Here is a 24,857-nt window from a genome sequence, read left to right as displayed (position 1 = left end):
GGTCCGTGCACGCCCCCGGACCTGCCCGGTAGGCTTGCCGGGTGAGCGAAGTCGAGATCGGTGCAGGCAAGCGCGGACGTCGGGCGTACGCGTTCGACGACATCGCGGTGGTCCCCTCCAGGCGCACGCGTGACCCGCGCGACGTCAGCGTGCAGTGGTCGATCGACGCGTTCACCTTCGCGTCGCCGATCCTCTCCGCGCCGATGGACTCCGTGTCCTCGCCGGCCACGGTCATCCAGATGGGCAAGCTCGGCATCCTGGGCGTCCTCGACCTCGAGGGGCTGTGGACCCGCTACGAGGACCCGACGCCCTACTACGACGAGATCAAGTCGCTCACCGACGGCAACGTCACGAAGCGCATGCAGGAGATCTACTCCGAGCCGATCAAGCCGGAGCTGATCACCGCGCGCCTGGCCGAGATCCGTGCCGCCGGGGTGCCGGTCGCCGGCTCGCTCAGCCCGCAGCGCACGCAGGAGTTCTCGAAGACGGTCGTCGACGCCGGTGTCGACCTGTTCGTCATCCGCGGCACGACGGTCTCGGCCGAGCACGTGTCGCAGAACGAAGAGCCCCTCAACCTCAAGAAGTTCATCTACGAGCTCGACGTCCCCGTGATCGTGGGCGGTGCCTCGACGTACACGTCGGCGCTGCACCTCATGCGCACCGGTGCTGCCGGCGTCCTCGTCGGCTTCGGCGGCGGTGCTGCGTCCACCACGCGTGCCGCGCTGGGCATCCACGCGCCGATGGCCACCGCGGTCGCCGACGTCGCGGGTGCGCGTCGTGACTACCTCGACGAGTCGGGTGGCCGCTACGTGCACGTCATCGCCGACGGCGGTCTCGACACCGCCGGCGACGTCGTCAAGGCGATCGCGGTCGGTGCGGACGCCGTCATGCTCGGTACCGCGCTCGCCCGTGCCACCGAGGCGCCGGGTGGCGGCTTCCACTGGGGTGCCGAGGCGCACCACCCGGAGCTGCCCCGCGGCCGCCGGGTCGAGGTGGGCACGATCGCCCCGCTCGAGAACGTGCTGAACGGCCCGACCCCGACCTTCGACGGCCGCGCCAACCTCGTCGGTGCGCTGCGCCGCTCGATGGCGACGACCGGATACTCCGACGTCAAGGAGTTCCAGCGAGTAGAAGTGGTCGTGGCGCCGTACCACCAGTGATCCTGGTGGCACCCGCGCACCGACGCGGGTGACGCTTCGGCGCCGACCGTGACCCGGAGGCGACGATGGCGAAGTCCAGCACCACGAAGCAGACCAGTTCGGCCGGACGTCCTGGCGACGTCGTGCCGGGGGCGGGGTTCGACCCCGCGGCCAAGCTCGGCCCCGACGAACGCGCGGCGGCGATCGAGACCCTCAAGACGAAGGAACTCGACGTCCTGGTCGTGGGCGGCGGCATCGTCGGTGCGGGTAGTGCGCTCGACGCCGTCACCCGCGGCCTGACCGTCGGCATCGTCGAGGCCCGTGACTGGGGCTCCGGCACGTCGAGCCGTTCGTCGAAGCTCGTGCACGGCGGCATCCGCTACCTGGAGCAGTTGAACTTCGGGCTCGTGCGCGAGGCCCTCATCGAACGCGGCCTGCTGCTGCAGCGGATCGCCCCGCACCTGGTCAAGCCGGTGCGCTTCCTCTACCCGCTCAACCACCGCGTGTGGGAACGGTTCTACATCGGCATCGGCATGGCGATGTACGACGCCTTCAGTTGGTCCGGCGGTCGTCCGCCCGGGGTCCCGCACCACCGGCACCTCAGCCGCACGCAGGTGCTCCGTTCCATGCCGTCGCTCAAGAAGGACGCCTTCGTCGGCGGCATGACCTACTACGACGCCCAGGTCGACGACGCCCGCTACGTCGCTTCACTCGTCCGCACGGCGGCGTCCTACGGCGCGCACGCCGCGAGCCGGATCCGGATCGAGGGCTTCATCAAGGTCGGGGAGCGCGTGGTCGGCGCGCAGGCCCACGACATCCAGACCGGCGAGCGGTTCGAGATCCGCGCGAAGCAGGTCGTGAACGCCACGGGCGTCTGGACGGACGACACCCAGGCGATGATCGGCACCCGCGGGCAGTTCAAGGTGCGGGCGTCGAAGGGCGTGCACCTGGTCATCCCGCGCGACCGGTTCCAGTCGAACATGGGCATGATCCTGCGCACCGAGAAGAGCGTGCTGTTCGTGATCCCGTGGGGCCGGCACTGGCTGGTCGGCACGACCGACACCGACTGGTACCTCGACAAGGCGCACCCGGCGGCGACCGCGGCCGACATCGACTACATCCTCGAGCACGTCAACAAGGTGCTCCGCGTCCCGCTCACCCGTGAGGACGTCGAGGGCGTCTACGCCGGCCTCCGTCCCCTGCTGGCGGGGGAGTCCGACCAGACCTCGAAGCTCAGCCGCGAACACGTGGTGGCGCACACGGTGCCCGGGCTCGTGGTGGTCGCCGGCGGCAAGTGGACCACCTACCGGGTGATGGGCAAGGACGCCATCGACGAGGCCGTCGCCGCGATGGACGGCAAGGTCCCGGCGTCGACGACCGAGGACATCCCACTGCTCGGCGCCGAGGGCTACCCGGCCGCGTGGAACCGCCGCGCACGGACCGCCCGCAGCTTCAACGTGCACAAGGTCCGCATCGAGCACCTGCTGAACCGCTACGGCACCCTGGCCACCGAGGTGCTGCAGCTCGTCGAGCAGGACCCGACCCTGGCCGAGCCGCTGCCGGGAGCCGACGACTACATCGGTGCCGAGGTCGTGTACGCCGCCTCGCACGAGGGGGCCCTGCACCTGGAGGACGTCCTCGCCCGCCGCACCCGCATCTCGATCGAGGCCTGGGACCGTGGTGAGTCGGCGGCCCCGGTCGCCGCGAAGCTCATGGCCGACGTGCTCGGCTGGGACCAGGAGACCACCGAACACGAGGTGTCGAACTACCTGAAGCGTGTGGCCGCGGAACGCGAGTCGCAGCTGCAGCCCGACGACGAGAGCGCGGACCGGGTGCGGCTCGAGGCACCGGACATCGCGTTCGGCTTCGACGAGGACGACGTCGTCGTGGGCGGCGGCCGCAGCAGCGGCGCGGAGGGCGCGAAGGCGTCCGACGAGCAGGTGGTGGGGGAGAAGACGAGCGAGCCGGAGTAGCGACCGCGCGTTGCGGACGCGGCCACGGGCCTCTCCCCACCGGCACGGCCGTGACGCCGCTGGCGCGTCGCCCCGGAACCGGCGGCGTGGGCCCAGACCGGGAACTCCGGACGGGAGGCCCGTGGCGCGTCCGTCAGACGGCCAGCGTCCCCGACACGGTGCGGCCACGGCGTCGCTCGCCGGCGACGAGCACGACGGGGATCGCGAGCAGCGCGACGAGGCTGGTGACGTAGAGGACACCGGCCCAGATGGTGTGGTCCTCGCCGCCGATGCCGTAGCCGTCGGCCACGTCCATCCCGAGCTGGAAACCGGAACCGAACACCTGGACGGCGCCGGCGGCCACGATCGCCAGCAGCCAGGCGGCGGCGACGTGTGCCGTCGTCCGCCGGACCAGCGTCACGATCAGGACCGTGACCGCCAACGCGATGCCGACCGCCGCGATGACGAGTACTGTCACGACGTCGGTCCGCACCTGGTACCCCTGCGCGTCGAGGTGACCGTAGATCGCACCGAGCGACTGCCCCGGCACCGCGCCGAGCGGATCGAGCACGAGCGCGTTGAGCGCCAGCAACCCCGCGTACAGCGTGACGACCAGCGTCCCGACGACCCCGACGACGATCCGAGTTCTCCCCATCCACAGAACAGTAGCGACCGGAATGCGCGGGGCCGTGCGGTGGTTAGCATGGGCGTACTCGAAAAGGGAGCCATCATGGTCGACGTCCATCGCGTCAAACTCCCCGGAGTCGGCGTGCTGCACAGCTTCTACACCGACGACGGTGGCAAGTGCGGTGTCATCACGCACCGGTCGGGTCACTCCGACCTCATCTCGTTCGCCGACGTCTCCGACGGCGCGGACAAGTCCGAGAAGGTCTCGCTGCGCCTCAGCGAGGACGAGGCGCACACCCTCGCCGAACTCCTGGGCGGCACCCGGATCACCGAGGGCCTCGACAAGCTCGACGAGATCCCCGGGCTGTCCATCGACTGGTTCTCGGTCGACTACGACGACGCGATCGCCGGCAAGCCGCTCGGCGACCTGCACGACTCCGGCTTCATCGGCCTGACCGTCGTGGCCGTCGTCCGTGGCGACAGCGCCAACCCGGCACCCTCGCCGGACTTCGTCGTCTTCCCCGGTGACACCATCGTCGTCGCCGGTTCCCCCGAGAAGGTCGCCAAGGCCTTCTCCTTCTACCGCAGCGGAGAGCTTGCGGCCGCATCGGCCGAGGCCCCGCGGAAGAGCTAGCGCATGCACCTGGGCGGTGAACTGCTCACCATCGGTGTGCTGTTCGTCATCGCCTACGTGCTCGGGCGGCTCGGCAAGACCATCGGTCTGCCGGCGATCCCGATCTACATGATCGTCGGGCTCATCGCGAGCCCGCACACGCCGTGGATCGGCCTGAACGTCGAGTCGCACACGATCGAGCTCATCGCGACGTTCGGGCTCATCCTGCTGCTGTTCAACCTCGGGTTGGAGTTCGACCAAGAGGAGTTCTACGGCAACGCCGGCAAGCTCCTGGTGTCCGGCGGCACCTACGTCGTCATCAACATGGGCGTCGGGTTCGCGTTCGGGTTCTCGCTCGGCTGGGGCACCCGTGAAGCCCTGATCATCGCTGGCATGACGGCCACCTCGTCGAGCGCGATCGTGACGAAGCTCCTCATCGAGCTGCGACGACTCGCGAACGACGAGACCCCGATGATCCTGGGCGTCACGGTCATCGAGGACGTCTTCATCGCCGTCTACCTGGCGATCGTCTCCGTCGTGCTGTCCGGCGACACCAACGCCTGGGCCGTCGTCGGCAAGCTCGCGCTCGCGTTCGGCTTCCTCATCGTGATGTTCACGCTCGCCCGGTTCGCCGGCAAGTGGGTGTCGAAGATCTTCGCGACGCGTGACGACGAACTCTTCACGGTGCTGTTCTTCGGGCTCGCCGTGATGTTCGGTGGCATCGGCGACCTGCTCGGCGTGACCGACGCCATCGGCGCGTTCGTCATCGGGCTGCTCTGCGGCGCCACCCGGTACCGCGACCGCATCGAACAGCTCGCCCTGCCGATGCGTGACGTCTTCGCCGCGTTCTTCTTCGTGAACTTCGGCCTCGGCCTCGACCTGTCGACCTTCGGCGAGGTGCTCTGGCCGGTCCTCGGTGCGATCGGCATGACGGTCGTGCTCAACGCGGTCGCCGGGCAGATCGTCGCGCGCATGAACGGCTTCAACGTCCAACAGGGGATCAACACTGCCGTCATCCTGGTGAACCGTGGCGAGTTCGCGCTGATCCTCGCGACGCTCTCGGCTGCCGCCGGACTGGAGGCCCGGATCACCGCGTTCGCGGGCCTCTACGTCCTCGTCATGGCGATCCTCGGGCCGCTGCTCGCGGTGAACTCGGAGCGGATCGGCCGCCTCGTGGTGCGCCCCGCCCGCCTCGCCCGCCTGCGCGGACGACTCGGTGGTCGCCGTGCGGTCGCTGCGGCTGCCGCCGCCGAGGCAGCAGAGGCCGAGGAGGCCGAGGCAGCGTCCGCCGCCGCGGTCCGCCGTGCCGAGCGGGACCGCCAGTTCGCGGAGGAGTTCGCGCTCGTGGAGGCCGCTGGCAGGGACGAGCAGGAGAATGGGTCACCGGAGGCGAGCGACGAACCCGTCACGTCGCCCGTCGAGATCCCCACCGAGCGCCCTGAGCGTCCGGTCCGACAGCGCGATCCGGAGTACTGATACAGATGTGGGCCGTTGCCCGACGACCGAGGTGGATCGCGCTGCTGTTGCTGGCGCTCGTGCTCGCGGCGGTGTTCGCCGGGCTGGGCAAGTGGCAGCTCGAGCGGAGCATCGCCAACGGCAAGCCGCTGCCGGCGACCACCGAGACCCGCAAGACGCTCGAGGCGGTCACCGCCCCGGAAGAACCCGCGAGCGAGACCATCGCCGGCCAGAAGGTCACCGTCACCGGCACGTTCGTCGCCGGCGACACCACGATCCTGACCGGCCGCACCGGGGGTGGGACGTACCAGACCGTCGGGCACTTGGTGGACTCGGATGGTGGGGCGAGCCTCCCGGTCGTCATCGGGTGGTCCGACCAACGGTCGGCTGCGGTCGCCGGTGGTGACCGCCTGACGGACGGGCAGACGCTCACGGTGCAGGGCCGGTACTACCCCGCCGAGTCGCCCGACCAGGACACCTACAAGCAGGCGGAGTACTCCGCCGTGGCACCCGCGCGCTTCGTGAACACCTGGAAGGCGTTCGACGACCGGATGTACCTCGGGTACGTCGTCGCCGACGGTGCCACCGCGCAGGCCGCCGACCTCGGCACCATCGCCGACCGGGCGCCGTCGCGCGAGGTCCAGTTCGACTGGCTGAACCTGTTCTACGCGATCGAGTGGGTCGTCTTCGCCGGCTTCGCGGTGTTCCTCTGGTACCGGTTCGTGAAGGACGCCTGGGAGCGCGAGGAAGAGGAGCGGCGTGAGGCTGCCCTCAGCGTCGACGGGGCCCTCGCGGACCGACGGTAGGCTGGTCGTCATGGCCTTGACCGTCCGAACCCGCGACATCCCGAAGATCCCGGGTGCGGTGAAGTGGTACCGCGTCTCCGCGTACATCACCGGTGTGCTGCTGCTGGCCCTCGTGATCGAGGTCATCATCAAGTACACGCCGCTCCAGCTCGAGATGCAGCTCGGCAACGGCCCGTTCTTCATGCCGAACGGCACGGCCGGCGAAGCACCCGGCACGTTCAACCTGTCGATCGCGATCCTCATCGCGCACGGCTGGCTGTACGTCCTCTACCTCTTCACGGACTTCCGTCTGTGGAGCATCATGCGCTGGAAGCCCTCCCGCTTCCTGCTCATCGCCCTCGGTGGCATCATCCCGTTCATGTCCTTCGTGGTCGAACACCGCATGCAGCAGAAGGCCATGGACACCTACCACGAGCTGATCGCTGCCCAGCAGCGTGAGAAGGAGGCCGCTCGGTGAGCGAGACCGAACAGCGTCCCGTCCTCGTCGTCGACTTCGGGGCCCAGTACGCGCAGCTCATCGCGCGTCGGGTCCGTGAAGCGAACGTCTACAGCGAGATCGTCCCGCACTCCATCACGGCGGAGGAGATCCGCGCGAAGGACCCCGCAGCCATCGTGCTGTCCGGTGGTCCGTCGTCCGTGTACGAAGAAGGTGCACCGTCCCTCGACGGCGACATCCTCGACCTCGGCGTCCCCGTGCTCGGCATCTGCTACGGCTTCCAGGCCATGGCGACCGCCCTCGGTGGCGAGGTCGCGAACACCGGCCTGCGTGAGTACGGCGCGACGTCCGTCGACGTCAGCGGCACCGACAGCGTCCTGCTCGGCGGGCAGCCCGGGTCCCAGGTCACGTGGATGTCGCACGGCGACTCCGTGGCGAAGGCCCCCGAGGGCTTCGAGGTCCTCGCGTCGAGCGCGTCGACCCCCGTCGCGGCCTTCGCGTCCGACGAGCGCAAGCTCTACGGCGTGCAGTGGCACCCCGAGGTGAAGCACTCCGAGCACGGCCAGGCCGTCCTCGAGAACTTCCTGCACCGCGCCGCCGGTCTGCCCGGCGACTGGAACTCGAGCAACGTCATCGACGAGCAGGTCGCCCGGATCCAGGCCCAGGTCGGGTCGAACCGTGTGATCGCCGGCCTGTCCGGCGGTGTCGACTCCGCCGTCGCCGCAGCCATCGTGCACAAGGCCGTCGGTGACCAGCTCACCTGCGTCTTCGTCGACCACGGGCTCCTCCGTGCCGACGAGCGCAAGCAGGTCGAAGAGGACTACGTCGCCTCCACCGGTGTCCGGCTCATCACGATCGACGCCGAGCAGCAGTTCCTCGACGCCCTCGCCGGTGTGAGCGACCCCGAGCAGAAGCGCAAGATCATCGGGCGCGAGTTCATCCGCACGTTCGAGGCCGCAGCCGAGGCACTCGTGCTCGAGGCGCGTGGGGACGGTGACGACGGCGAGGTCAAGTTCCTCGTGCAGGGCACCCTCTACCCCGACGTCGTCGAGTCCGGCGGCGGAGCGGGTACCGCGAACATCAAGTCGCACCACAACGTGGGCGGCCTGCCCGAGGACATGACCTTCGAGCTCGTCGAGCCGCTCCGTGCGCTCTTCAAGGACGAGGTCCGTGCCGTCGGTCGCGAGCTCGGCCTTCCCGAGGTCATCGTCGGCCGCCAGCCGTTCCCCGGACCGGGGCTCGGCATCCGCATCGTGGGTTCGGTCGACAAGCAGCGGCTCGAGCTGCTCCGCGCCGCCGACAAGATCGCGCGCGAGGAACTCTCCGCAGCGGGCCTCGACGGGGAGATCTGGCAGTGCCCGGTCGTCCTGCTCGCCGACGTCCGCTCCGTGGGTGTCCAGGGTGACGGCCGGACCTACGGGCACCCGATCGTGCTCCGTCCGGTCTCGTCCGAGGACGCCATGACCGCCGACTGGACGCGCCTGCCGTACGACGTGCTCGCGAAGATCTCGAACCGCATCACGAACGAGGTGCCCGACGTCAACCGGGTCGTGCTCGACGTCACGTCGAAGCCGCCGGGGACGATCGAGTGGGAGTGACGCTCCCCTGAACGACCGGAGGCCCGGCACGCCCTGCGTGCCGGGCCTCCGCGCGTCCGGGGGCGGGCGTGTGCGCGTGCGCGCGTGCGTCGGGCGTCCTCGAGGTTCCGAAATCTCGGCATCTCGCGCCTCCGCCGGGGCACCCGTGGAACCTCGGCGTCACGCCCGCGGCATGTCGTGGAACCTCGGCGCCGCGGGCACGGCGAGTCGCCGCACCTCACAGCCCCACCGCCCTGTCCCGGGAACGACGAAGGGCCCCGGCAGCGCCGGGGCCCTTCGTGTACGCGGTGGTACTAGTTGCGCGCGCTGCTCGCGACGATGGCGAGGATGCGCAGGATCTCGAGGTACAGCCAGACGAGCGTCACGATGAGGCCGAACGCCGCGGTCCACGCGTAGATCTTCGGGGCGCCACGCTGGACACCGGTCTTGATCTGGTCGAAGTCGAGGATCAGCGAGTACGCCGCCATGACCACGACGAAGATGCCGATGAGGACGCCGAGCGGGATACCGAACAACGTCACACCCATGAGGCCGAAGGCGCTCTGGGTCACACCGGTCCACATCAGGACGAGGTTCACGAGCGAGAACGCCATGTACCCGACGATCGCGATGAGGAAGAAGCGGGTGGCCTTCGGGGTCGCACGGACCTTGCCCGACAGGAACAGGAGCAGCGTGACCGCGAACACCCCGAGGGTGCCGAACACGGCCTGGGCGACGATGCCGCCAGTCTGGGTGAAGTTGTACTCGAAGAAGTTCGAGATCCCGCCGACGAAGAGCCCCTCGAAGAACGCGTACGTCAGGATCAGACCCGGCGACGGCTTCTTCTTGAAGGTGTTCACGAGCGCCAGGACGAACCCGACGATCGCGCCGACGATCCACACGATCGGGGGCAGGTTCCAACCGGCCACCGCACCGACGAGCAGCACGCCGAAGGCGAGCAGCGTCTTGACGATGGTGTCCTCGTACGACATGCGGTCGGTGTCGACCGTCGATGCCGCCGGGCGGTCGTACATGTACTGCAGCTGCTCGGGGGTCATCCCGCCCTGTGCCTGCTGCGGGGTCTGTCCCCAGCCGGCCTGCTGCTGACCAGCGCCACGCCCGCCCCAGGTGTTGGGTCCCTGGGCGTTGAAGGCGGGGGACTGGTCGAAACCGGGCTTGAAGGCCATGGTGTCCTCTTCCTAGGAGATATGAGTCCTCTCAGCCTAGGTGCGCTCGGTCGCGGAAGGCTGAGGATTCGCGGCGAGCGGACGCGGGCCCGGAGGCCCTGACGACGGCAGCCTATGGGCACCCGCTGCGCGCGCGCCTCGAAGTCGTCGAGAGTCCGCCGTCCAACGCGCCGAGCCGGACGGCAGCGCCGAGCCCGACGGCACCGCCGGGTAGAGCCAGGTGACGAGCGCGACCGAGATCGTCATGAGCAGGAACCAGGCCACGATCTTCGTCGGGGCCACCGGGTGCCAGACGGCGAGCTGCGCGGGGTAGCTCCACGCTCCGGCCCAGGTCGCGACGTTCTCGGCGAGCCAGATGAACACGGCGACGAGTCCCATGGCGACGAGCACCGGCATGCGCATCGTCGCTCGGTGGATCCGGACGTGCATGGTCGTGCGGGCGAAGAGCAGGACGACGAGTGCGAGCAGGACCCAGCGGGCGTCGGGCAGGAAGTGGTGCCCGAAGAAGTTCAGGTACACGCCGGCAGCGACGACGGCGAGCAGCCACTGCCGCGGGTACCGGTCGAACCGCAGGTCGAACAGGCGGTACACGCGGACCATGTACGACCCGACCGCGCCGTACATGAACCCGGAGAACAGCGGAACCCCGGCGATCACGAACAGCCCGCCGGGTTCGTACGACCACGAGCCCATGTGCGTCTTGAAGACCTCCATGGCGGTGCCGACGACGTGGAAGAGCAGGACGACCCGGAGTTCCCGCACAGTCTCGAGCCCGAACACGAGCATGCCGAGCTGCAGCAGCACCGCCACGACGGTCAGCGCGTCGTTCCGGAACGCCGCCGGCACGGTCAGCGAGGCCACGGCCATCGAACCGAGCAGCAGCGCCCCGAACGCGCACGCCCACGCCTGCTTCGCGCCGAACACCAGGAACTCGGTGACGAACAGCCGGACGGGCCGGTGCGGCTGGTGCCCGGCGTCGAGCAGTCGGCGGGCGGCACGGTCGATCCTGGCCTCGACGGCGGTGGAGAGCGATCGGACGGTCATGCAGCGATGGTCAGCGCCGATGCTGAGATGCACGGGCTCCGGCCGGGCGCGTGTGTCCCGCGACACAGGACGGTCCGCCGTCACCCTGGCCCAGTAGGGTCGCGCCATGACCCTCGTGATCGCCCACCGCGGTGCGTCCGGCTACCGCCCCGAGCACTCGCGGAGCGCGTACGAACTCGCCATCGAGCTCGGTGCCGACGCGATCGAGCCGGACCTGGTGCCCACGAAGGACGGCGTGCTCGTGCTCCGCCACGAGAACGAGGTGTCCGGCACCACCGACGTCGCGGACCACCCGGAGTTCCGGCACCTGCGCACGACGAAGACCGTCGACGGCCAGAGCCTGACCGGCTGGTTCACCGAGGACTTCACCTGGGCCGAGCTGCAGACGCTCCGCACCCGGGAACGTCTTCCCGCGCTGCGGCCCGGGTCGGCCGAGCACGACGGCGAGGAGCCGATCCTGCGCCTCGAGGACCTGCTCGCGATCCTCGACGCCGCGCCTCGTCCGGTCGGGCTGGTCGCCGAGGTCAAGCACGCGGCGTTCTTCGACCGCGCGGGCTTCCCGATGGGCGAACTCGTCGACCGCGCGCTCGGTGACGCCGGGTGGCGCCGTGACGAGCGGCTCACGGTCGAGAGCTTCGAGAAGGGCGTGCTCCGCGACCTGCGCGAGCGGCACACGGGTGGTCGGCTGGTGTACCTCCAGGAGGCCCGTGGCAGCGCCGCCGACGAGGTCGCGTCCCACGGATCGCTCGCCCCCACCTACGCCGCGGAGCGTTCCGAGGACGCGCTCGCGTCGTTCGCGACCGAGTTCCACGGCATCAGCGTCGACCTCGGCACGCTGATGGCCGGGGTGGACAGCGTCGCGCTCGAGGACCCGACGCCGGTCCGGAGCGCGATCGTCGACCGTGCGCACGCCGTGGGCCTCGCGGTGTACACGTGGACGCTCCGACCGGAGAACCGGTTCCTGCCCGGGCCGCTGCGCCGCGGTGGGGACGTCGCGGCCTTCGGCGACTGGGAGCGCTGGTACACCTCGGTGATCCGGACCGGCCTCGACGGGGTGTTCGCGGACCACACCGACCTGGCGGTCCTCGCCCGGTCGGCTGTCGGGGGTCCCGCTTAGACTGTCCAGAACATGACGATCGTGCTCGACCCCTTCGAATCGACGCCCGAGCCGGGCGCCGGTGCCCGTGCGTACGAAGACCCGTTCACCGCGGGTCTGAACCCCCAGCAGAAGGAAGCCGTCGAGTACCGCGGCGAGTCCCTGCTGATCGTGGCCGGTGCCGGATCCGGCAAGACGAGCGTCCTCACGCGCCGCATCGCGCTGCTGCTCGCCAACCGTGAAGCCTGGCCGTCGCAGATCCTCGCGATCACCTTCACGAACAAGGCCGCGGCCGAGATGCGTGAGCGCGTCCGGGCCCTGGTGGGTGGCGAGTCCGACGGCATGTGGATCTCGACGTTCCACTCGGCGTGCGTGCGCATCCTCCGGCGCGAGGCGGAGCGGTTCGGGTTCGCGCAGTCGTTCACGATCTACGACTCCGCCGACTCCAAGGCCCTGCTGAAGCGGATCATCAAGGACCTCGAGGCGGACACGCTCGGGCTCACGGTGGGCGCCGCGGCGTCGAAGATCTCGAAGCTCAAGAACGAGCTGCAGGACATCGACTCGTACGCGCGCAACATCAACGTGAACGACCCGCAGGAAGTCATGTTCACCGAGGTCTTCCGTCGGTACACGAACGACCTGCGCCGGGCGAACGCCTTCGACTTCGACGACCTCATCGGCCAGACCGTCTTCCTGTTCCGGGCGTTCCCCGAGGTCGCTGCGCTCTACCAGCGGCGCTTCCGCTTCATCCTGGTCGACGAGTACCAGGACACCAACCACGCGCAGTACTCCCTGATCCGCGAGCTCACGCGTCCGGTGCCGGTCGAGCAGGTCGACAAGCTCGAGGACTCCGGCCAGCACGTCGCCCGCATGCGCGAGCGCGACGGGTCGATCGCCGGTGCGTCCCTGACCGTCGTGGGCGACTCGGACCAGTCGATCTACGCGTTCCGCGGGGCCGACATCCGCAACATCGTCGAGTTCGAGCGCGACTTCCCGAACTCCAAGGTGATCCTGCTCGAGCAGAACTACCGCTCGACGCAGACCATCCTCGACGCCGCGAACGCCGTCATCGCGAACAACTTCGACCGTCAGGCGAAGAACCTGTTCACCGACGTCGGCGCGGGCGAGAAGATCGTCGGCTTCACCGGGTACACCGGCCACGACGAGGCCCAGTTCGTCGCCGACGAGATCCAGCGCCTGCGCGAGGACGGCATGGACTACCGCGACATGGCGGTGTTCTACCGGACGAACTCGCAGACCCGTGCGCTCGAGGAGATCTTCATCCGCGCCGCGATCCCGTACCGGGTGCTCGGCGGCACGAAGTTCTACGAGCGCGCCGAGATCAAGGACGCCATGGCGTACCTGATCACCGTGGCGAACCCCGCCGACCCGATGGCGCTCCGTCGTGTGCTCAACGTGCCGAAGCGCGGCATCGGCTCCGTCACCGAGACGACCCTGCAGCGCTACGCCGACGAGCACGAGACCACGATGCGCGATGCCCTGCGGCACGCGGGTGAGCTCGGCTTCGGGCCGAAGGTGCGGAACGCCATCACCGAGTTCGCGGCGCTGCTGGACTCCGTGTCCGAGAAGGCCCCGACGCAGCCGGTCGTCGACACCCTGACCCAGCTGCTCGACGGCTCCCACCTGCTCGAGAACCTGCGGAAGTCGCCCGACGCGCAGGACGCCGCCCGGGCCGACAACATCGACGAGCTCGTGGCGGTGACGCGCGAGTTCCAGAAGAACAACCCCGAGGGCACGCTGACGGACTTCCTGACCGAGGTCTCGTTGGTGGCCGCGGCGGACGAGCTCGACGACTCGTCCGGCACGGTGTCGCTCATGACCCTGCACACGGCCAAGGGACTGGAGTACGAGGCCGTGTTCCTGACCGGCGTCGAGGAAGACCTGCTGCCGCACCGGATGTCCGCGAACGAACCGGGTGGTCCGTCGGAGGAACGCCGGCTGTTCTACGTCGGCATCACCCGCGCGAAGAAGGTCCTGTTCCTGTCGCTGGCGATGACCCGCGCCCAGTTCGGTGACGTCAACGTCGCCATGCCGTCGCGCTTCCTGCAGGAGATCCCCGAGGGGCTCATCGAGTGGAAGCAGTCGCCGGGCATGGCGAACAGCCGTGGTGGCACGCAGCCCCGCGCGCTCAACGCGAAGCGCGAGGGCGGCATCGGCGGCGGCGGTGGCGGTGGTTACCGCGGCGGTGGCGGCTGGGGCGGTGGCTCGTACGACCGCGCGGCCGCTGCGTCGAAGACCCGCCCGAAGACCGAGTGGGCGAACCGGGTGTCCGGCCAGGTCCGCGACAACGGCGACATGGAACTCGTCGCCGGCGACCGGATCAAGCACGTCGACTTCGGCGAGGGCACCGTGTCGGCGGTGACCGGCCAGGGCGCGAAGCGCATCGCCGAGATCGCGTTCGACTCCGCGGGCCGCAAGAAGCTGCTCATCAAGATCGCGCCGATCGAGAAGCTCTAGCCGGAGCTAGCTGAACGTCCGTACACCCCGCCGGTTCCCCGGCGGGGTGCGTTCGTCGTGGGCACGAGGACGTCTCGCCACGCCCGAGACCTGGGAGTCCACCCCTGTTCGGGTGACACCGAAAAGCAGGTGAGGTTAGCCTTACCTAACGTGACACCCATCGAACTGCTGACCACTGCCAACGCCGAGCGCTACCGGTCGACCGTCGGGTCGACGGTGGACCAGCTCGCCGACCGACTCGCCACCGTCGACCGCCCGACGACCGCGACCGCCCCGGACGCGCTGCACGACCGCGTGCGCGCGGTCGACCTGGACGCCGCTCCCGTCGGGACGGCACAGGCGCTCGCCGAACTTGACGACCTGTTCGTCCGCGAGGCCGTGTGGTTCCACGACCCCGGCTACCTCGCGCACCTGAACTGCCCGGTCGCACTGCCCGCGGTCGCCGCCGAGTCCGTCCTCGCCGCGGTGAACCCGTCGGTCGACACCTGGGACCAGTCCCGCATCGGCACGGACATCGAACGCCACGTGGTCGACTGGCTGGCCCGTCGTGCCGGGTTCGCTGCCGGCGACGGGGTGTTCACCTCGGGCGGATCGCAGTCCAACCTGCAGGCGCTGCTGCTGGCGCGCGAAGCCGTCGGCGTGGCCGGAACCGTGTTCACGACGGCGGAGACCCACTTCAGCATCGCGAAGTCGGCACGACTCCTCGGTCTCGAGGCCGTGGTCGACGTCGCCACGGACCACGCCGGTCGGATGCGACCGGCAGCCCTCGCGGAGGCGATCGCCGCGACCCGGGCAGCGGGCGGGACGCCGATCGCGGTCGTCGCGACCGCCGGCACCACCGACCGCGGGGTCATCGACCCGATCGAGCCGATCGCCGACGTCTGTGATCTGGAGGACGTCTGGCTGCACGTCGACGCCGCGTACGGCTGCGGGCTGCTCGTCTCCCCGACGCGTCGGCACCTGCTCGCCGGCATCGAGCGGGCGCGCAGCGTGACGACCGATCTGCACAAGTCCTTCTTCCAGCCGGTGTCCTCGAGCGCGCTGCTCGTCCGTGACCCGGCCGACCTGCGCCGGACGGCCTGGTACGCCGACTACCTCAACCCCGAGGACGCCGCCGAGCCGAACCAGGTCGACAAGTCGCTGCAGACCACCCGCCGCTTCGACGCCCTGAAGCTCTGGGCGACGCTGCGCGCGACCGGGGCCGACGCGATCGGCACCGCGTTCGACGCCGTCATCGACCTCGCTGCCGCCACCCACCGGATCGTCGAGGAGCACCCCGACCTGGTGCTCGTCGCCCCGACGCAGCTCAGTACCGTGCTCTTCCGCTGGCAGCCGGCCGGCGTGACCGACGAGCAGGCCGACGCGCTCGTCGCCCCGATCCGTGCGGCGCTGCTCGCCGAGGGCCGGGTCCTCATCGCGAAGACCGTGATCGACGGCCGACCCTGCAACAAGCTGACGCTGCTCAACCCCGAGACCACCCCGGCGCAGATGCGCGCCTCGCTCGACCACGTCGCCGCGACGGCGGAGCGCGTCCGAGCCGTCACCACCACCACGGAAGGAGCGATCCGATGAGCCACGATGAGCAGCCCGTCCACGACCTGATCGGCATCGGCATCGGCCCGTTCAACCTCGGCCTCGCCTGCCTCACCGACCCGCTCGACGACCTCGACGCGGTGTTCCTCGACGCCGCCGACGGCTTCGCCTGGCACCACGGCATGATGCTCGACGACGCCACGATCCAGGTGCCCTTCATGGCGGACCTGGTGACGATGGCCGACCCGACCTCGCCGTTCTCGTTCCTCGCGTGGCTCAAGGAGACCGGCCGCCTGTACCCGTTCTACATCCGCGAGGACTTCCACCCCCTGCGCAGCGAGTACGACGCCTACTGCCGCTGGGCCGCCGACCGGCTCGACACGCTCCGGTGGGGCCGGTCCGTCACGGCGGTCGAGCACGACCCGGCGACGGACGTGTTCACGGTGCACGCCGAGACCGATCAGGGTCCCGAGACGTACCGCGCACGCCACGTCGTGGTCGGCATCGGGACGGAGCCGTCGGTCCCCGCCCCGCTGCGCGGGATCGCCGGACCGGTCATCCACTCCGCCGAGTTCCTGCCGAACCGTGACGCGCTCCGCGGTGCCGCCTCGATCGCGGTGGTCGGCAGCGGGCAGTCCGCTGCCGAGGTCTACCGCGAGCTGCTCGAGGACCTGCGCCAGGACGGCTACCGACTCGACTGGATCACCCGGTCGCCGCGGTTCTTCCCGATGGAGGACACGAAGCTCACGCTCGAGATGACGAGTCCGGAGTACACGGACCACTTCCACGGCCTGCCCGAGGATGCTCGCGACCGCCTCGGGCGCGAGCAGCGCGGGCTGTACAAGGGCATCAGTGCGGACCTGGTCGACGAGCTCTACGACCAGCTGTACCGGATCAGCGCTCGAGGCCCGATCCCGACGACCCTGCGCACCGAGACCAGTGTCGTCGACGCCGAGTGGCTCGCCGACCGGGGGACGTACCGGCTGACGCTCCGCCACGAGCAGCTCGACCAGACGTACGAGCACGAGGTCGAGCGGCTCGTCCTGGCGACCGGCTACACGCCGCGCACGCCACGGTTCCTCGACCCCGTCGAGCACCTCGTCGCCCGTGACTCCCGTGGTCGCCTGGCCGTCGCGCGCGATCACCACGTCGACACCCTCGGCGGACGCATCTGGGTGCAGAACGCCGAGGAGCACTCGCACGGCCTGACCGCGCCCGACCTCGGCATGGGTGCGTGGCGGAACGCATCGATCATCCGGTCCGTCACGGGTCGCCCCGTGTACGGCCTGGAGGCCCGGATCGCCTTCCAGGAGTTCGGCCTGCCCGCCACGGACCAGTCCACCGCCGCTCCCGCCGGTGCGCACCGCGCGCCGGCCCGGCAGGCGACCGAGCGCACGGAGGTGCCCGCATGAGCGCGCACGTGACGGGCGCCGATCTGACGGGCACGGATCTGACGGGCACAGATGTGACGCGCACTGCACTGGCCGGTGCGCCCGAGGCGACGGTGTCTGCCGGAGCTGCTCCGGGCCTCCTGGCCGTCGAACCCGTGGACCCGGAACGCGACGCCGCCGTCGTCCAGTCGTGGCTCGCCCACCCGGCGTCGTCGTGGTGGGAGATGGGCGACCTCGACGTGGACGGCGTCCGGGACTACCTGACCGGCGTGCAGGCGGACCCGGCGCAGGCTGCGTGGCTCGGCCGACGCGACGGTGAGCCGTGCTTCCTGGTCGAGACCTACGACCCCGCCGCCGTCCTGCTCACCGACGTGTGGGCGGCCGAACCCGGCGACGTCGGGATGCACCTGCTCGTCGCGCCGGCGCCCGCTGACCGTCGTGTGCACGGACTGACGAGCGCCGTGATGCGCGCCGTCGTCGAGCACTGCCGCGACGTCCTCGGCGCGCGGCGGGTCGTCGTCGAGCCGGACGTGCGGAACACCGCGGTGCAGGCGAAGAACGCCGAGGTGGGCTTCCGCGCGCTGCGCCAGGTCGACGTCGACGGCAAGCGGGCACTGCTGTCGGTGCTCGACACCGACCGGATCGGCGTGCCCGACGACGACGGACCGGCCGCGCACCTGCGACCCGAGCACCTGGAACCCGCTGAACGCCACCTGGTGGCGAAGGCCATCGCCGAGTTCACCCACGAGCGGCTGATCGAACCCGTGCCGGACGGGGAGGGGTGGCGGCTCGACGCGGGGGACTCGACCTACCGGTTCCGGGCACGGCAGCACGTGCTCGAACACTGGTCGATCGACGAAGCCTCGCTGACGCGCACTCGCGCTGGGACGCCGGCGTCGCTCAGTGCGCAGGAGTTCGTGCTCGAACTGCACGAGGTGCTCGGGATCCCCGACGAGCTGCTCGGCACGTACCTGGAGGAGATCGCGTCGACCCTGGCGAGCGCGGCTGCGAAGCACCGGCGGGGCGGCCCGTCCGCCGCGCAGCTCGCGCGTGGGCGGGCGGGCGGTTCCGTCGAGGCTGCCGTCGCCTCGTTCCAGGACGTCGAGGCGGCGATGACCGAGGGTCACCCAGCCTTCGTCGCCGCGAACGGGCGGATCGGGTTCGGGCTCGACGAGTACCGGGCCTTCGCGCCGGAGGTCGGCGGCCGGTTCCGCTACCGATGGCTCGCCGCCCGACGCCAGCACACGCACCTGGCGCTCGCCGCGGACCGGACCGAGCGCGACCACTGGTCGGCCGAGCTCGACCCGCAGACCATCGCTGGGTTCCGGGCCGTGCTCGTGTCCCGCGGCCTCGACCCCGACGACTACGTGTGGATCCCGGTGCACCCCTGGCAGTGGCAGCACCGGATCGCCGTGACGTTCGCACCCGACCTGGGCCGGCAGGACCTCGTCGACCTCGGCGAGGGGCCGGACGAGTACCAGCCCCAGCAGTCGATCCGCACCGCGTTCGACCGCTCGGACCCGACGCGCTCGTACGTCAAGACGGCGCTCGCCGTGCAGAACATGGGGTTCCTGCGGGGGATGTCACCCGCGTACATGCGGAACACTCCGGCGGTGAACGACTGGGTCGAGTCGATCGTCACCGCCGACCCGACGCTGACTGCCGCCGGCTTCTCGGTGCTCCGTGAGCATGCCGCCATCGGCTACACCGGCGACGCGTACCACCGGGTCGACGTGTCGTCGCCGCAGCGCAAGATGCTCGCGGCCCTGTGGCGGGAGAGCCCGCTGCCACGGGTGACGGACGGCGAGCGGCTGCTGACGATGGCGGCGCTGCTGCACCGGGACGCCTCGGGGAACGCCGTCGTCTCAGCGCTGATCGAGGCGTCGGGGCTGCCTGCCGACGAGTGGGTCCGGCGCTGGCTCGACGCCTACCTGTTGCCCGTCGTGCACTGCCTGACCGTGCACGACCTGGTGTTCATGCCACACGGCGAGAACCTCGTGCTCGTCGTCCGCGACGGTGCCGTGGTCCGTGCCGTCATGAAGGACATCGGGGAGGAAGCCGCGGTGCTCGGGCGGCACGACGATCGCCCCGTGCCCGCCGACATCGACCGGATCGTGCACCCGGTGTCCGACGACGAAGCCGCGCTCGCGGTGTTCACCGACGTGTTCGACGGGGTGCTGCGGTTCGTCGCGGCGATCCTCGACGACGACGGAGTGCTGCCGGAAGGCCGGTTCTGGGAGGTCGTGGGGGAGTGCATCGACGCGCACGCCGCCGCGCACCCGGACCGCCGCCGTCCGTTGGACCTGCGGGTGCCGACGTTCGAGCACTCCTGCCTGAACCGGCTGCAGCTGCGGAACACCCTGTCGATGGTCGACCTGGCGGACCAGTCGTCGTCGCTCATCCGGGCGGGGGCGATGGCGAACCCGATCGGACGGTAGGGGCTGCGCGGCGGACGGCGGACGGCGGACCTACTCGGTGCGAGGTTGACCACTCCGTGCAGCGCAAGAAGCGCGCACGGAGTGGTCAACCTCGCACCAGCCGGAGCGGCGCCGGTGCGGGGTGCGGGGTGCTGGACGGGTGCAGACGGGCGGGGGCGGCGCGACGGGTGAGGTCACGGTCGACATCGGGCACGTTGTCGACGCGGATCAGACCTGGCGCCGTGCATTCCGGCTAGTCAGGCGCATCCGAGGCGCCGGACTGTTGCTCGGCGGGGCGGTCCTTGTCGGGGGAGTCGTCGTCGCGGACCAGCCGAGAGACCGCGGTACCGCAGTGGTCCTGGTCGGCACGGTGCTGGTTGCCGCGGGGCTCATCGCCCTCGGGTACCTGGTCACGCGACGCCGGCTACGGCTGGCCCGGGCCGCGCGGTCGACGGCCGTCGATGCTGGTGTCGCTCGTGTCCTGACGCAGGCACGGGCTGCTGGCGTTCCCGAACTCGACCCGGCCAGCGTTCGGCGCGCGCTGGTCGAGAGCGACAACGGACCGGGGCCGTGGTACGACCCGAAGCTCGGTCCGCACACGTGGCCGGTGTGGCGCTTGATGGCCGCGGACCCCACGGCGAGGGTGTTCGTGGTGGGCAGGAAGTCCGACGACGCGCGGTCGCTGACGATCAGCGTCGAGTCCGCGAAGCCGTCGTGGTGGCAGCGGGACTGACCGGGAGCGGACTCGACTACGGCTGCAGGCGGGTGGCCGACCAGGCGCCGTCGGCGAGCACGTACTGCAGGCGGCGGTGCATCCGGTCGCGGCTGCCGTGCCAGAACTCCACCACGTCGGGCTCGAGCCGCCACGCGACCCACCCAGCCGGCCGTGGCACGGCGTCGTCGGACTCGTCGAGCAGCACGTTGGCGTCGTCGATCAGGTCCTGCAGCGTCCGCGGTTCGAGCACGGCGGACTGGTCGGCGATGGCGGTGGCGGCGCGGGACTTCGGCGAGCGATCCGCGAACAGCGCGTCGGATTCGTCGTCGGTCAGCTGCACGGCCCGGCCCTCGAACCGGAGCTGCTGCATGGTCTCGCGCCAGTAGACCTGGAGTGCCGCGTGCGGGTTGTCGGCGAGCTGACGACCCTTCGGGCTCAGGGTCGAGGTGCCGAACACGAGCCCGCGGTCGTCGAGTCGCTTCACGTCGACCGTGCGGGCGGACACCCGGCCGTCCGCTCCGGCCGTGGCGAGGGTCATCGACTTCGGCTCGGAGACGTCGCGTTCGTCCGCGGCATCCAGCCACTGCTGCGCGAGGTCGAGCGGCGACGCCGGGGGTGCGTCGAACTCGGGCAGGTGCAGGGAGTCGTCACCGGACAGGGAGGAGGACATGGGTCCACCCAACCGTGCTCAGTCCTGCCACGTCCAGGCTGCCGGGGGACGCCCGCCCCGGGGTCCCGCAATCGCTGGGAGGTCGACCCGGGCAAGCGCGGTGTTCGTACGGAGCGTCCGGTTGAGGTTGCCCGGATCCGGTGTGGTCCCCGTCAGGGCGATCCGCAGCCGAGCGGCGTCCGCCGTGGTGAACGGATCGCCGAGCAGCGCTCGTGTGAACGGCAGGTCAGACCAGAGGAGGACCCGTGCGCGCTCGAGCGCCGAGTCGACGATCCGGTCGTGGTCGAACGGCAGTCCGAGCGGCAGCGCGCCGACGTCGTGCCACGTTGCGTCGGCGTGCGCTGCCGGGTCGATGACCGCGAGGAACGCGATGCTGATCGCGGAGCTCCGTGGATCGCGGTCGGGTCCGTCGAACGCGCCGACCTGCGCGAGGTGGCGCACCGCTGCCGGGCCGACGCCGGTCTTGGTCCGCAGGGCGCGCCGCGCACCGTCGGCGAGGATCTCGGTGCCGTCGAGGAGCACGCCGGGGAGCGCTTCCTGTCCGGCGTACGGTGCGTACGCCCGACGCGCGGTGGCGACCCGTAGACCGTCCGTCGTCACGAAGGACACCGGGACGACGTCGATCGCGATGAGCGGTTGGTCGCGGATCGCCGCTGCGGCGTCGGTCACGCGGTGGCCCCCCGGCGGGTGGCACGAGCCGAACGCTCGTCGCGGAGCGTCTGGCGGACGTCGGCGAAGGACTGGAGGCGCGTGAAGCGGCCGTCGACCCACACCGGCTGGAGCAGGCTGGTCGCTTCGTCGTCGGCCGTGGCCTGGTCCGTCTGCCGGATCTCGCCGGTCTCGTCGCGGTGCAGGGCAATGCGGCCCTTCGCGCTCTTCTTGCCGCTGCCGGTCTTCGGGTCCTTCTGGATGTCGACGGGCTCGCCGTCGACGAGTGCCCACGTGGCCTTGACCGCGCTGCCGAGGTTGTCGCGGGTCATGTACTGGTACGTGTACGACCCGATGCCGAGCACGATGTTGTCGCTCGAGTACCCCTTGGCGGCCAGGCGCTCGTAGATGCGACGGGCACGGTCGAGCGTGATGCTGTCGCCGTAGATGACGCCGATGTGCTGGTCGAGGACCTTGAAGCCCTGCTCGTTCACGGTGTGCCCGAAGATCTCGTCGAGCAGTTCGACGACGCCCTTCTGCTCGTGGCTGCGGTCGGCGGCGAACAGTTCCGCCTCGTCGACACCGTGCACGGTGCCGGTGACGATGTCGACCGGGTCGCCCGAGTCGGGTCGGATGACGAGCTTGCCGTCACGACCGGTGATGCGGTCCTTGAGCTGCGGCAGGGTCTCGGTGATGACCTTGAACAGGTCGAAGCCGTCGCTGACCGCCGACACGATGCCCGTCGGGTACACGTCGAGGATCTGCTCGAAGGTCGCCAGCTCGCCGTCGGCGCCGCGGACGCACATCACGCTGTGCTCGGTGGCGGGCACGCTCGCGGCCACCCAACCGTTGTCGCCCGGGTAGTAGCGGTCGATGAAGTCGAGCGACGGCATCGAGTCGGTGCCGAGGAACGACAGGAGGTGGCCCGCGCCGCCCGCTGCGGCCGACTCGATGCTCGACTGCCCACGGAACGAGAAGTCGTGCGCGGCGAAGTCGATGCCGGCCGGGACCGCGCCGGTGCGGGCGGCCCAGTCCTCCATCAGGTCGCGGTACTCGAGCGCCTTCGTTGCGACCGTCGACGGGTGCCAGATCGACGCCGACAGGGCGGTCTCGATGTAGTTGGGCAGCCAGTAGAACTCGTCGATCGTGTTCTCGACGGTCAGGGTCGCGACGCCGATCGGTGCGAGGGTGCCCTCGGGCAGCGCACGGATCTCGAGGGGCAGGGAGCCGAGGCGGTGCAGGGCCCGGACGTGGTCGGTGCCGATGTGGTTCGGGCCGAAGTAGCTCTGCAGCGCTTCGTCGAAGAGCCGGACGACCTCGTCTTCGTCCGCCGCGAAGAACGGTGCCCAGGCCTCGACGAGCGAGCGCTGGATGAACGCCTGCAGCCCGAAGACCACGGCGTGCGTCGACTCGGGCATGTGCGCGTTCGACCGGTTCGTCCAGTTGATCAGGATGCGGGTGGTGCCGGCCGGGTAGACCTGCCGGTGCGAGTGCTTGTAACCGTCGACGGCCAGTAGCGGCGCGATCGGGCTCGCCGTGGTGATGCGCGGCTCGATCCCGGTGGTCGTTCCGGCGTTCGCGGTGGTCGTGGTGCTCGTGGTCTGCGTCATCGGATCTGCTCCGTCAGGTAGGGGGTGAGTGCGATCGTGCGCAGGCCGTCGATGGCGTTCTGCGCCGGGTACGAGTCGGTGGTGACGATCTCGCCGAAGTGGTCGGCGAGCTGTGCTGCCCGGCCGGAGAAGACGCCGTGCGAGACCCAGAGGCCGAGGCGTTCCTTGGGTAGGCCCGTCGAGCCCGCGAGCCCCATGAACGTGCCGCCGCCGTCGCAGATGTCGTCGACCACCAGGAACCGGCCGGTGTCGGGCAGGGGTTCGCAGGTGAAGCCGTCGAGCTTGCCAGTGTCGGGGTTGCGGTGCTTCTCGGCCCGGTAGAGCGGCAGCCCGCACGCCTCGGCGACCGCGGTTGCACGGGGGACCGCGCCCTTGTCCGGAGCGATGATGCCGGTGTACGGGGCGCCGCCGTCGTGCTCGGGTGCGCCGACCACGGCGTCACGGACGACCTGCTCGCTCGTGACGACGGTCAGGTTGTCGACCAGGCCGACGATGACCGGCGAGTGCGGGTCGAACGCGATGACCTGGTCGAGGTGGAAGCCGTTGAGGACGTCCGCGTAGACCTTCGCGCCGAACGGCAAGCCGCGGTCCTGCCGGGCTCCGGGCAGGTAGGGGACGAGCGCGACGGACCTCGATCCGCGCTGCCGCACGGCGTCCGCCCACATGCCGAGCATGATCAGGTCGTCGCCGCTCGTGCCGCGCAGGGTCGCGATCTCGATGAGTCTCCCCGGCTCGGCGGTGTCGTTCGCGACCTTGACGTGGGCTTCACCGGCGGGGAACCGCATGGTGGAGAACGTCGCTGTCGTCTGGTTGCCCTGGGCGTCCCAGGTGCTGAGTTCGACTGCCATGGCTCGACCGTACCACGGTATTTGTCAGGAGGACAAGAACGCAGTCTCGATCGCTGCCTGCGCTCCAGCCCGCCACGGCCGCGGCAGCCCTGAGGGACGTTCCACCACGAAGATCGCCGGGTGCGGGCGGTCGCCGAGGGCGTGTCTGATCGCCGCAGCCGTCGCCCGGGGGTCTCGGGCCAGCACCACGGGGAGCGACCACCGACCCGAACGGAGCATGAGCGACCGCCCGGGCGAGACGGTGTCGGCGGTGATCGCGGCCCAGAGGCCGGCGGCCGTCCCGAGCGGCGTCGGCGTCACGGACCGGAGCGTGGCGAGCACCGGCGGCCGAGGAGGTGGGAGGAACTCCGTACCGGCGCGGGACGGGCCCGCCGGGTCGATGACGAACCGTACCGAGCCCGTGGCCTCGCGCTGGCGGAGTGTGTCGCTGGAGATGCACTGCGTCCCAGCACCGAAGTCGGTCGGACGGTCGGTCGGATCGCTGTAGGCCCAGTGCACCGCGGCACCGTGGTCGAGCTGCTCCCGTTCCGGCCGGCCGCGCGAGTCGACGACCACGTGCAGTTCGACCGGGACGCCGACCCGCTGGACCACGACCGCCGGGTGTCCACGGTGCAT

At 70.4% G+C, this 24,857-nt stretch carries 21 protein-coding genes; 13 read left to right on the top strand and 8 right to left on the bottom strand.

Annotated features, from left to right (window positions below):
- The first annotated feature begins 41 nt into the window (after positions 1 to 41).
- Both EDF48_RS01165 and EDF48_RS01160 read left to right on the top strand, forming a co-directional pair.
- On the top strand, positions 42 to 1,160 hold the full coding sequence (locus tag EDF48_RS01165; protein WP_123293181.1) for a GuaB3 family IMP dehydrogenase-related protein: 1,119 nt from the start codon (positions 42 to 44) through the stop codon (positions 1,158 to 1,160).
- A 65-nt stretch (positions 1,161 to 1,225) separates the two neighbouring features.
- Positions 1,226 to 3,112 carry a glycerol-3-phosphate dehydrogenase/oxidase gene (locus tag EDF48_RS01160; protein ID WP_131877628.1) on the top strand — a complete coding sequence of 629 codons (1,887 nt, stop codon included), beginning with the start codon at positions 1,226 to 1,228 and terminating at the stop codon, positions 3,110 to 3,112.
- A 133-nt stretch (positions 3,113 to 3,245) separates the two neighbouring features.
- On the opposite strand, the gene EDF48_RS01155 is transcribed toward EDF48_RS01160, so the two are convergent.
- Positions 3,246 to 3,746 (bottom strand): hypothetical protein, encoded by a 501-nt coding sequence (locus tag EDF48_RS01155; protein ID WP_131877626.1) that lies wholly within the window; start codon positions 3,744 to 3,746, stop codon positions 3,246 to 3,248.
- Between the two features lie 75 nt (positions 3,747 to 3,821).
- On the opposite strand from EDF48_RS01155, the gene EDF48_RS01150 reads away from it, so the two are divergent.
- Genes EDF48_RS01150 through guaA form a run of 5 tightly spaced genes read left to right on the top strand, consistent with a single transcriptional unit; the run spans position 3,822 to position 8,626 of the window.
- Positions 3,822 to 4,352 (top strand): TrkA C-terminal domain-containing protein, encoded by a 531-nt coding sequence (locus EDF48_RS01150; protein ID WP_071260110.1) that lies wholly within the window; start codon positions 3,822 to 3,824, stop codon positions 4,350 to 4,352.
- A gap of 3 nt (positions 4,353 to 4,355) precedes the next feature.
- Positions 4,356 to 5,807, top strand: a complete 1,452-nt coding sequence (locus tag EDF48_RS01145; RefSeq protein ID WP_131877624.1) for a cation:proton antiporter — start codon at positions 4,356 to 4,358, stop codon at positions 5,805 to 5,807.
- A gap of 5 nt (positions 5,808 to 5,812) precedes the next feature.
- Positions 5,813 to 6,592, top strand: coding sequence for an SURF1 family cytochrome oxidase biogenesis protein (locus tag EDF48_RS01140; protein WP_123671443.1), 780 nt, complete (start codon positions 5,813 to 5,815; stop codon positions 6,590 to 6,592).
- A gap of 10 nt (positions 6,593 to 6,602) precedes the next feature.
- Positions 6,603 to 7,049, top strand: a complete 447-nt coding sequence (locus EDF48_RS01135; protein WP_131877622.1) for a DUF3817 domain-containing protein — start codon at positions 6,603 to 6,605, stop codon at positions 7,047 to 7,049.
- Positions 7,046 to 8,626 (top strand): glutamine-hydrolyzing GMP synthase, encoded by a 1,581-nt coding sequence (gene guaA, locus EDF48_RS01130; protein ID WP_111083415.1) that lies wholly within the window; start codon positions 7,046 to 7,048, stop codon positions 8,624 to 8,626. The genes EDF48_RS01135 and guaA overlap by 4 nt, the downstream gene beginning before the upstream one ends.
- A gap of 293 nt (positions 8,627 to 8,919) precedes the next feature.
- On the opposite strand, the gene EDF48_RS01125 is transcribed toward guaA, so the two are convergent.
- Positions 8,920 to 9,792: a Bax inhibitor-1/YccA family protein gene (locus EDF48_RS01125; protein WP_111083414.1), complete on the bottom strand. Its 873-nt coding sequence runs from the start codon at positions 9,790 to 9,792 to the stop codon at positions 8,920 to 8,922.
- 36 nt (positions 9,793 to 9,828) lie between these two features.
- Positions 9,829 to 10,836, bottom strand: a complete 1,008-nt coding sequence (locus EDF48_RS01120) for a DUF817 domain-containing protein (RefSeq protein WP_131877620.1) — start codon at positions 10,834 to 10,836, stop codon at positions 9,829 to 9,831.
- A gap of 106 nt (positions 10,837 to 10,942) precedes the next feature.
- On the opposite strand from EDF48_RS01120, the gene EDF48_RS01115 reads away from it, so the two are divergent.
- The 6 genes from EDF48_RS01115 (at position 10,943) to EDF48_RS01090 (ending at position 20,484) form a co-directional block, all read left to right on the top strand.
- A complete protein-coding gene (locus EDF48_RS01115) occupies positions 10,943 to 11,953 on the top strand; it encodes a glycerophosphodiester phosphodiesterase family protein (protein ID WP_131877618.1) in 1,011 nt (336 codons plus the stop codon).
- A gap of 12 nt (positions 11,954 to 11,965) precedes the next feature.
- Positions 11,966 to 14,410 (top strand): UvrD-helicase domain-containing protein, encoded by a 2,445-nt coding sequence (locus EDF48_RS01110; protein WP_123293192.1) that lies wholly within the window; start codon positions 11,966 to 11,968, stop codon positions 14,408 to 14,410.
- A gap of 150 nt (positions 14,411 to 14,560) precedes the next feature.
- The gene (locus tag EDF48_RS01105; protein ID WP_131877616.1) at positions 14,561 to 15,982 is read left to right on the top strand and encodes a pyridoxal-dependent decarboxylase; all 1,422 of its coding nucleotides are present in this window, start codon (positions 14,561 to 14,563) and stop codon (positions 15,980 to 15,982) included.
- Positions 15,979 to 17,355, top strand: a complete 1,377-nt coding sequence (locus EDF48_RS01100) for a SidA/IucD/PvdA family monooxygenase (RefSeq protein WP_131877614.1) — start codon at positions 15,979 to 15,981, stop codon at positions 17,353 to 17,355. Before EDF48_RS01105 ends, EDF48_RS01100 begins: the two co-directional genes overlap by 4 nt.
- On the top strand, positions 17,352 to 19,772 hold the full coding sequence (locus EDF48_RS01095) for a GNAT family N-acetyltransferase (RefSeq protein WP_243692323.1): 2,421 nt from the start codon (positions 17,352 to 17,354) through the stop codon (positions 19,770 to 19,772). The genes EDF48_RS01100 and EDF48_RS01095 overlap by 4 nt, the downstream gene beginning before the upstream one ends.
- 331 nt (positions 19,773 to 20,103) lie before the next feature.
- The gene (locus EDF48_RS01090; RefSeq protein WP_131877612.1) at positions 20,104 to 20,484 is read left to right on the top strand and encodes a hypothetical protein; all 381 of its coding nucleotides are present in this window, start codon (positions 20,104 to 20,106) and stop codon (positions 20,482 to 20,484) included.
- Between the two features lie 16 nt (positions 20,485 to 20,500).
- Here EDF48_RS01090 and EDF48_RS01085 read toward each other — a convergent pair whose 3' ends face one another.
- Genes EDF48_RS01085 through EDF48_RS01065 form a run of 5 tightly spaced genes read right to left on the bottom strand, consistent with a single transcriptional unit; the run spans position 20,501 to position 24,857 of the window.
- Positions 20,501 to 21,136 carry a pyridoxal 5'-phosphate synthase gene (locus tag EDF48_RS01085; protein WP_131877610.1) on the bottom strand — a complete coding sequence of 212 codons (636 nt, stop codon included), beginning with the start codon at positions 21,134 to 21,136 and terminating at the stop codon, positions 20,501 to 20,503.
- Positions 21,137 to 21,154: 18 nt separating this feature from the next.
- Positions 21,155 to 21,805: an NUDIX hydrolase gene (locus EDF48_RS01080; RefSeq protein WP_131877608.1), complete on the bottom strand. Its 651-nt coding sequence runs from the start codon at positions 21,803 to 21,805 to the stop codon at positions 21,155 to 21,157.
- Positions 21,802 to 23,394: a nicotinate phosphoribosyltransferase gene (locus tag EDF48_RS01075; RefSeq protein ID WP_131877606.1), complete on the bottom strand. Its 1,593-nt coding sequence runs from the start codon at positions 23,392 to 23,394 to the stop codon at positions 21,802 to 21,804. The genes EDF48_RS01080 and EDF48_RS01075 overlap by 4 nt, the downstream gene beginning before the upstream one ends.
- Positions 23,391 to 24,242 carry a phosphoribosyltransferase family protein gene (locus EDF48_RS01070; RefSeq protein WP_131877604.1) on the bottom strand — a complete coding sequence of 284 codons (852 nt, stop codon included), beginning with the start codon at positions 24,240 to 24,242 and terminating at the stop codon, positions 23,391 to 23,393. Before EDF48_RS01070 ends, EDF48_RS01075 begins: the two co-directional genes overlap by 4 nt.
- Before the next feature lie 24 nt (positions 24,243 to 24,266).
- Complete coding sequence (locus tag EDF48_RS01065) at positions 24,267 to 24,857, bottom strand: hypothetical protein (protein WP_131877602.1); 591 nt, start codon at positions 24,855 to 24,857, stop codon at positions 24,267 to 24,269.

The organism is Curtobacterium sp. PhB191, assembly GCF_004346515.1.
Taxonomy (GTDB): Bacteria; Actinomycetota; Actinomycetes; order Actinomycetales; family Microbacteriaceae; genus Curtobacterium.
This window is presented reverse-complemented; position numbering and strand designations above follow the sequence as displayed.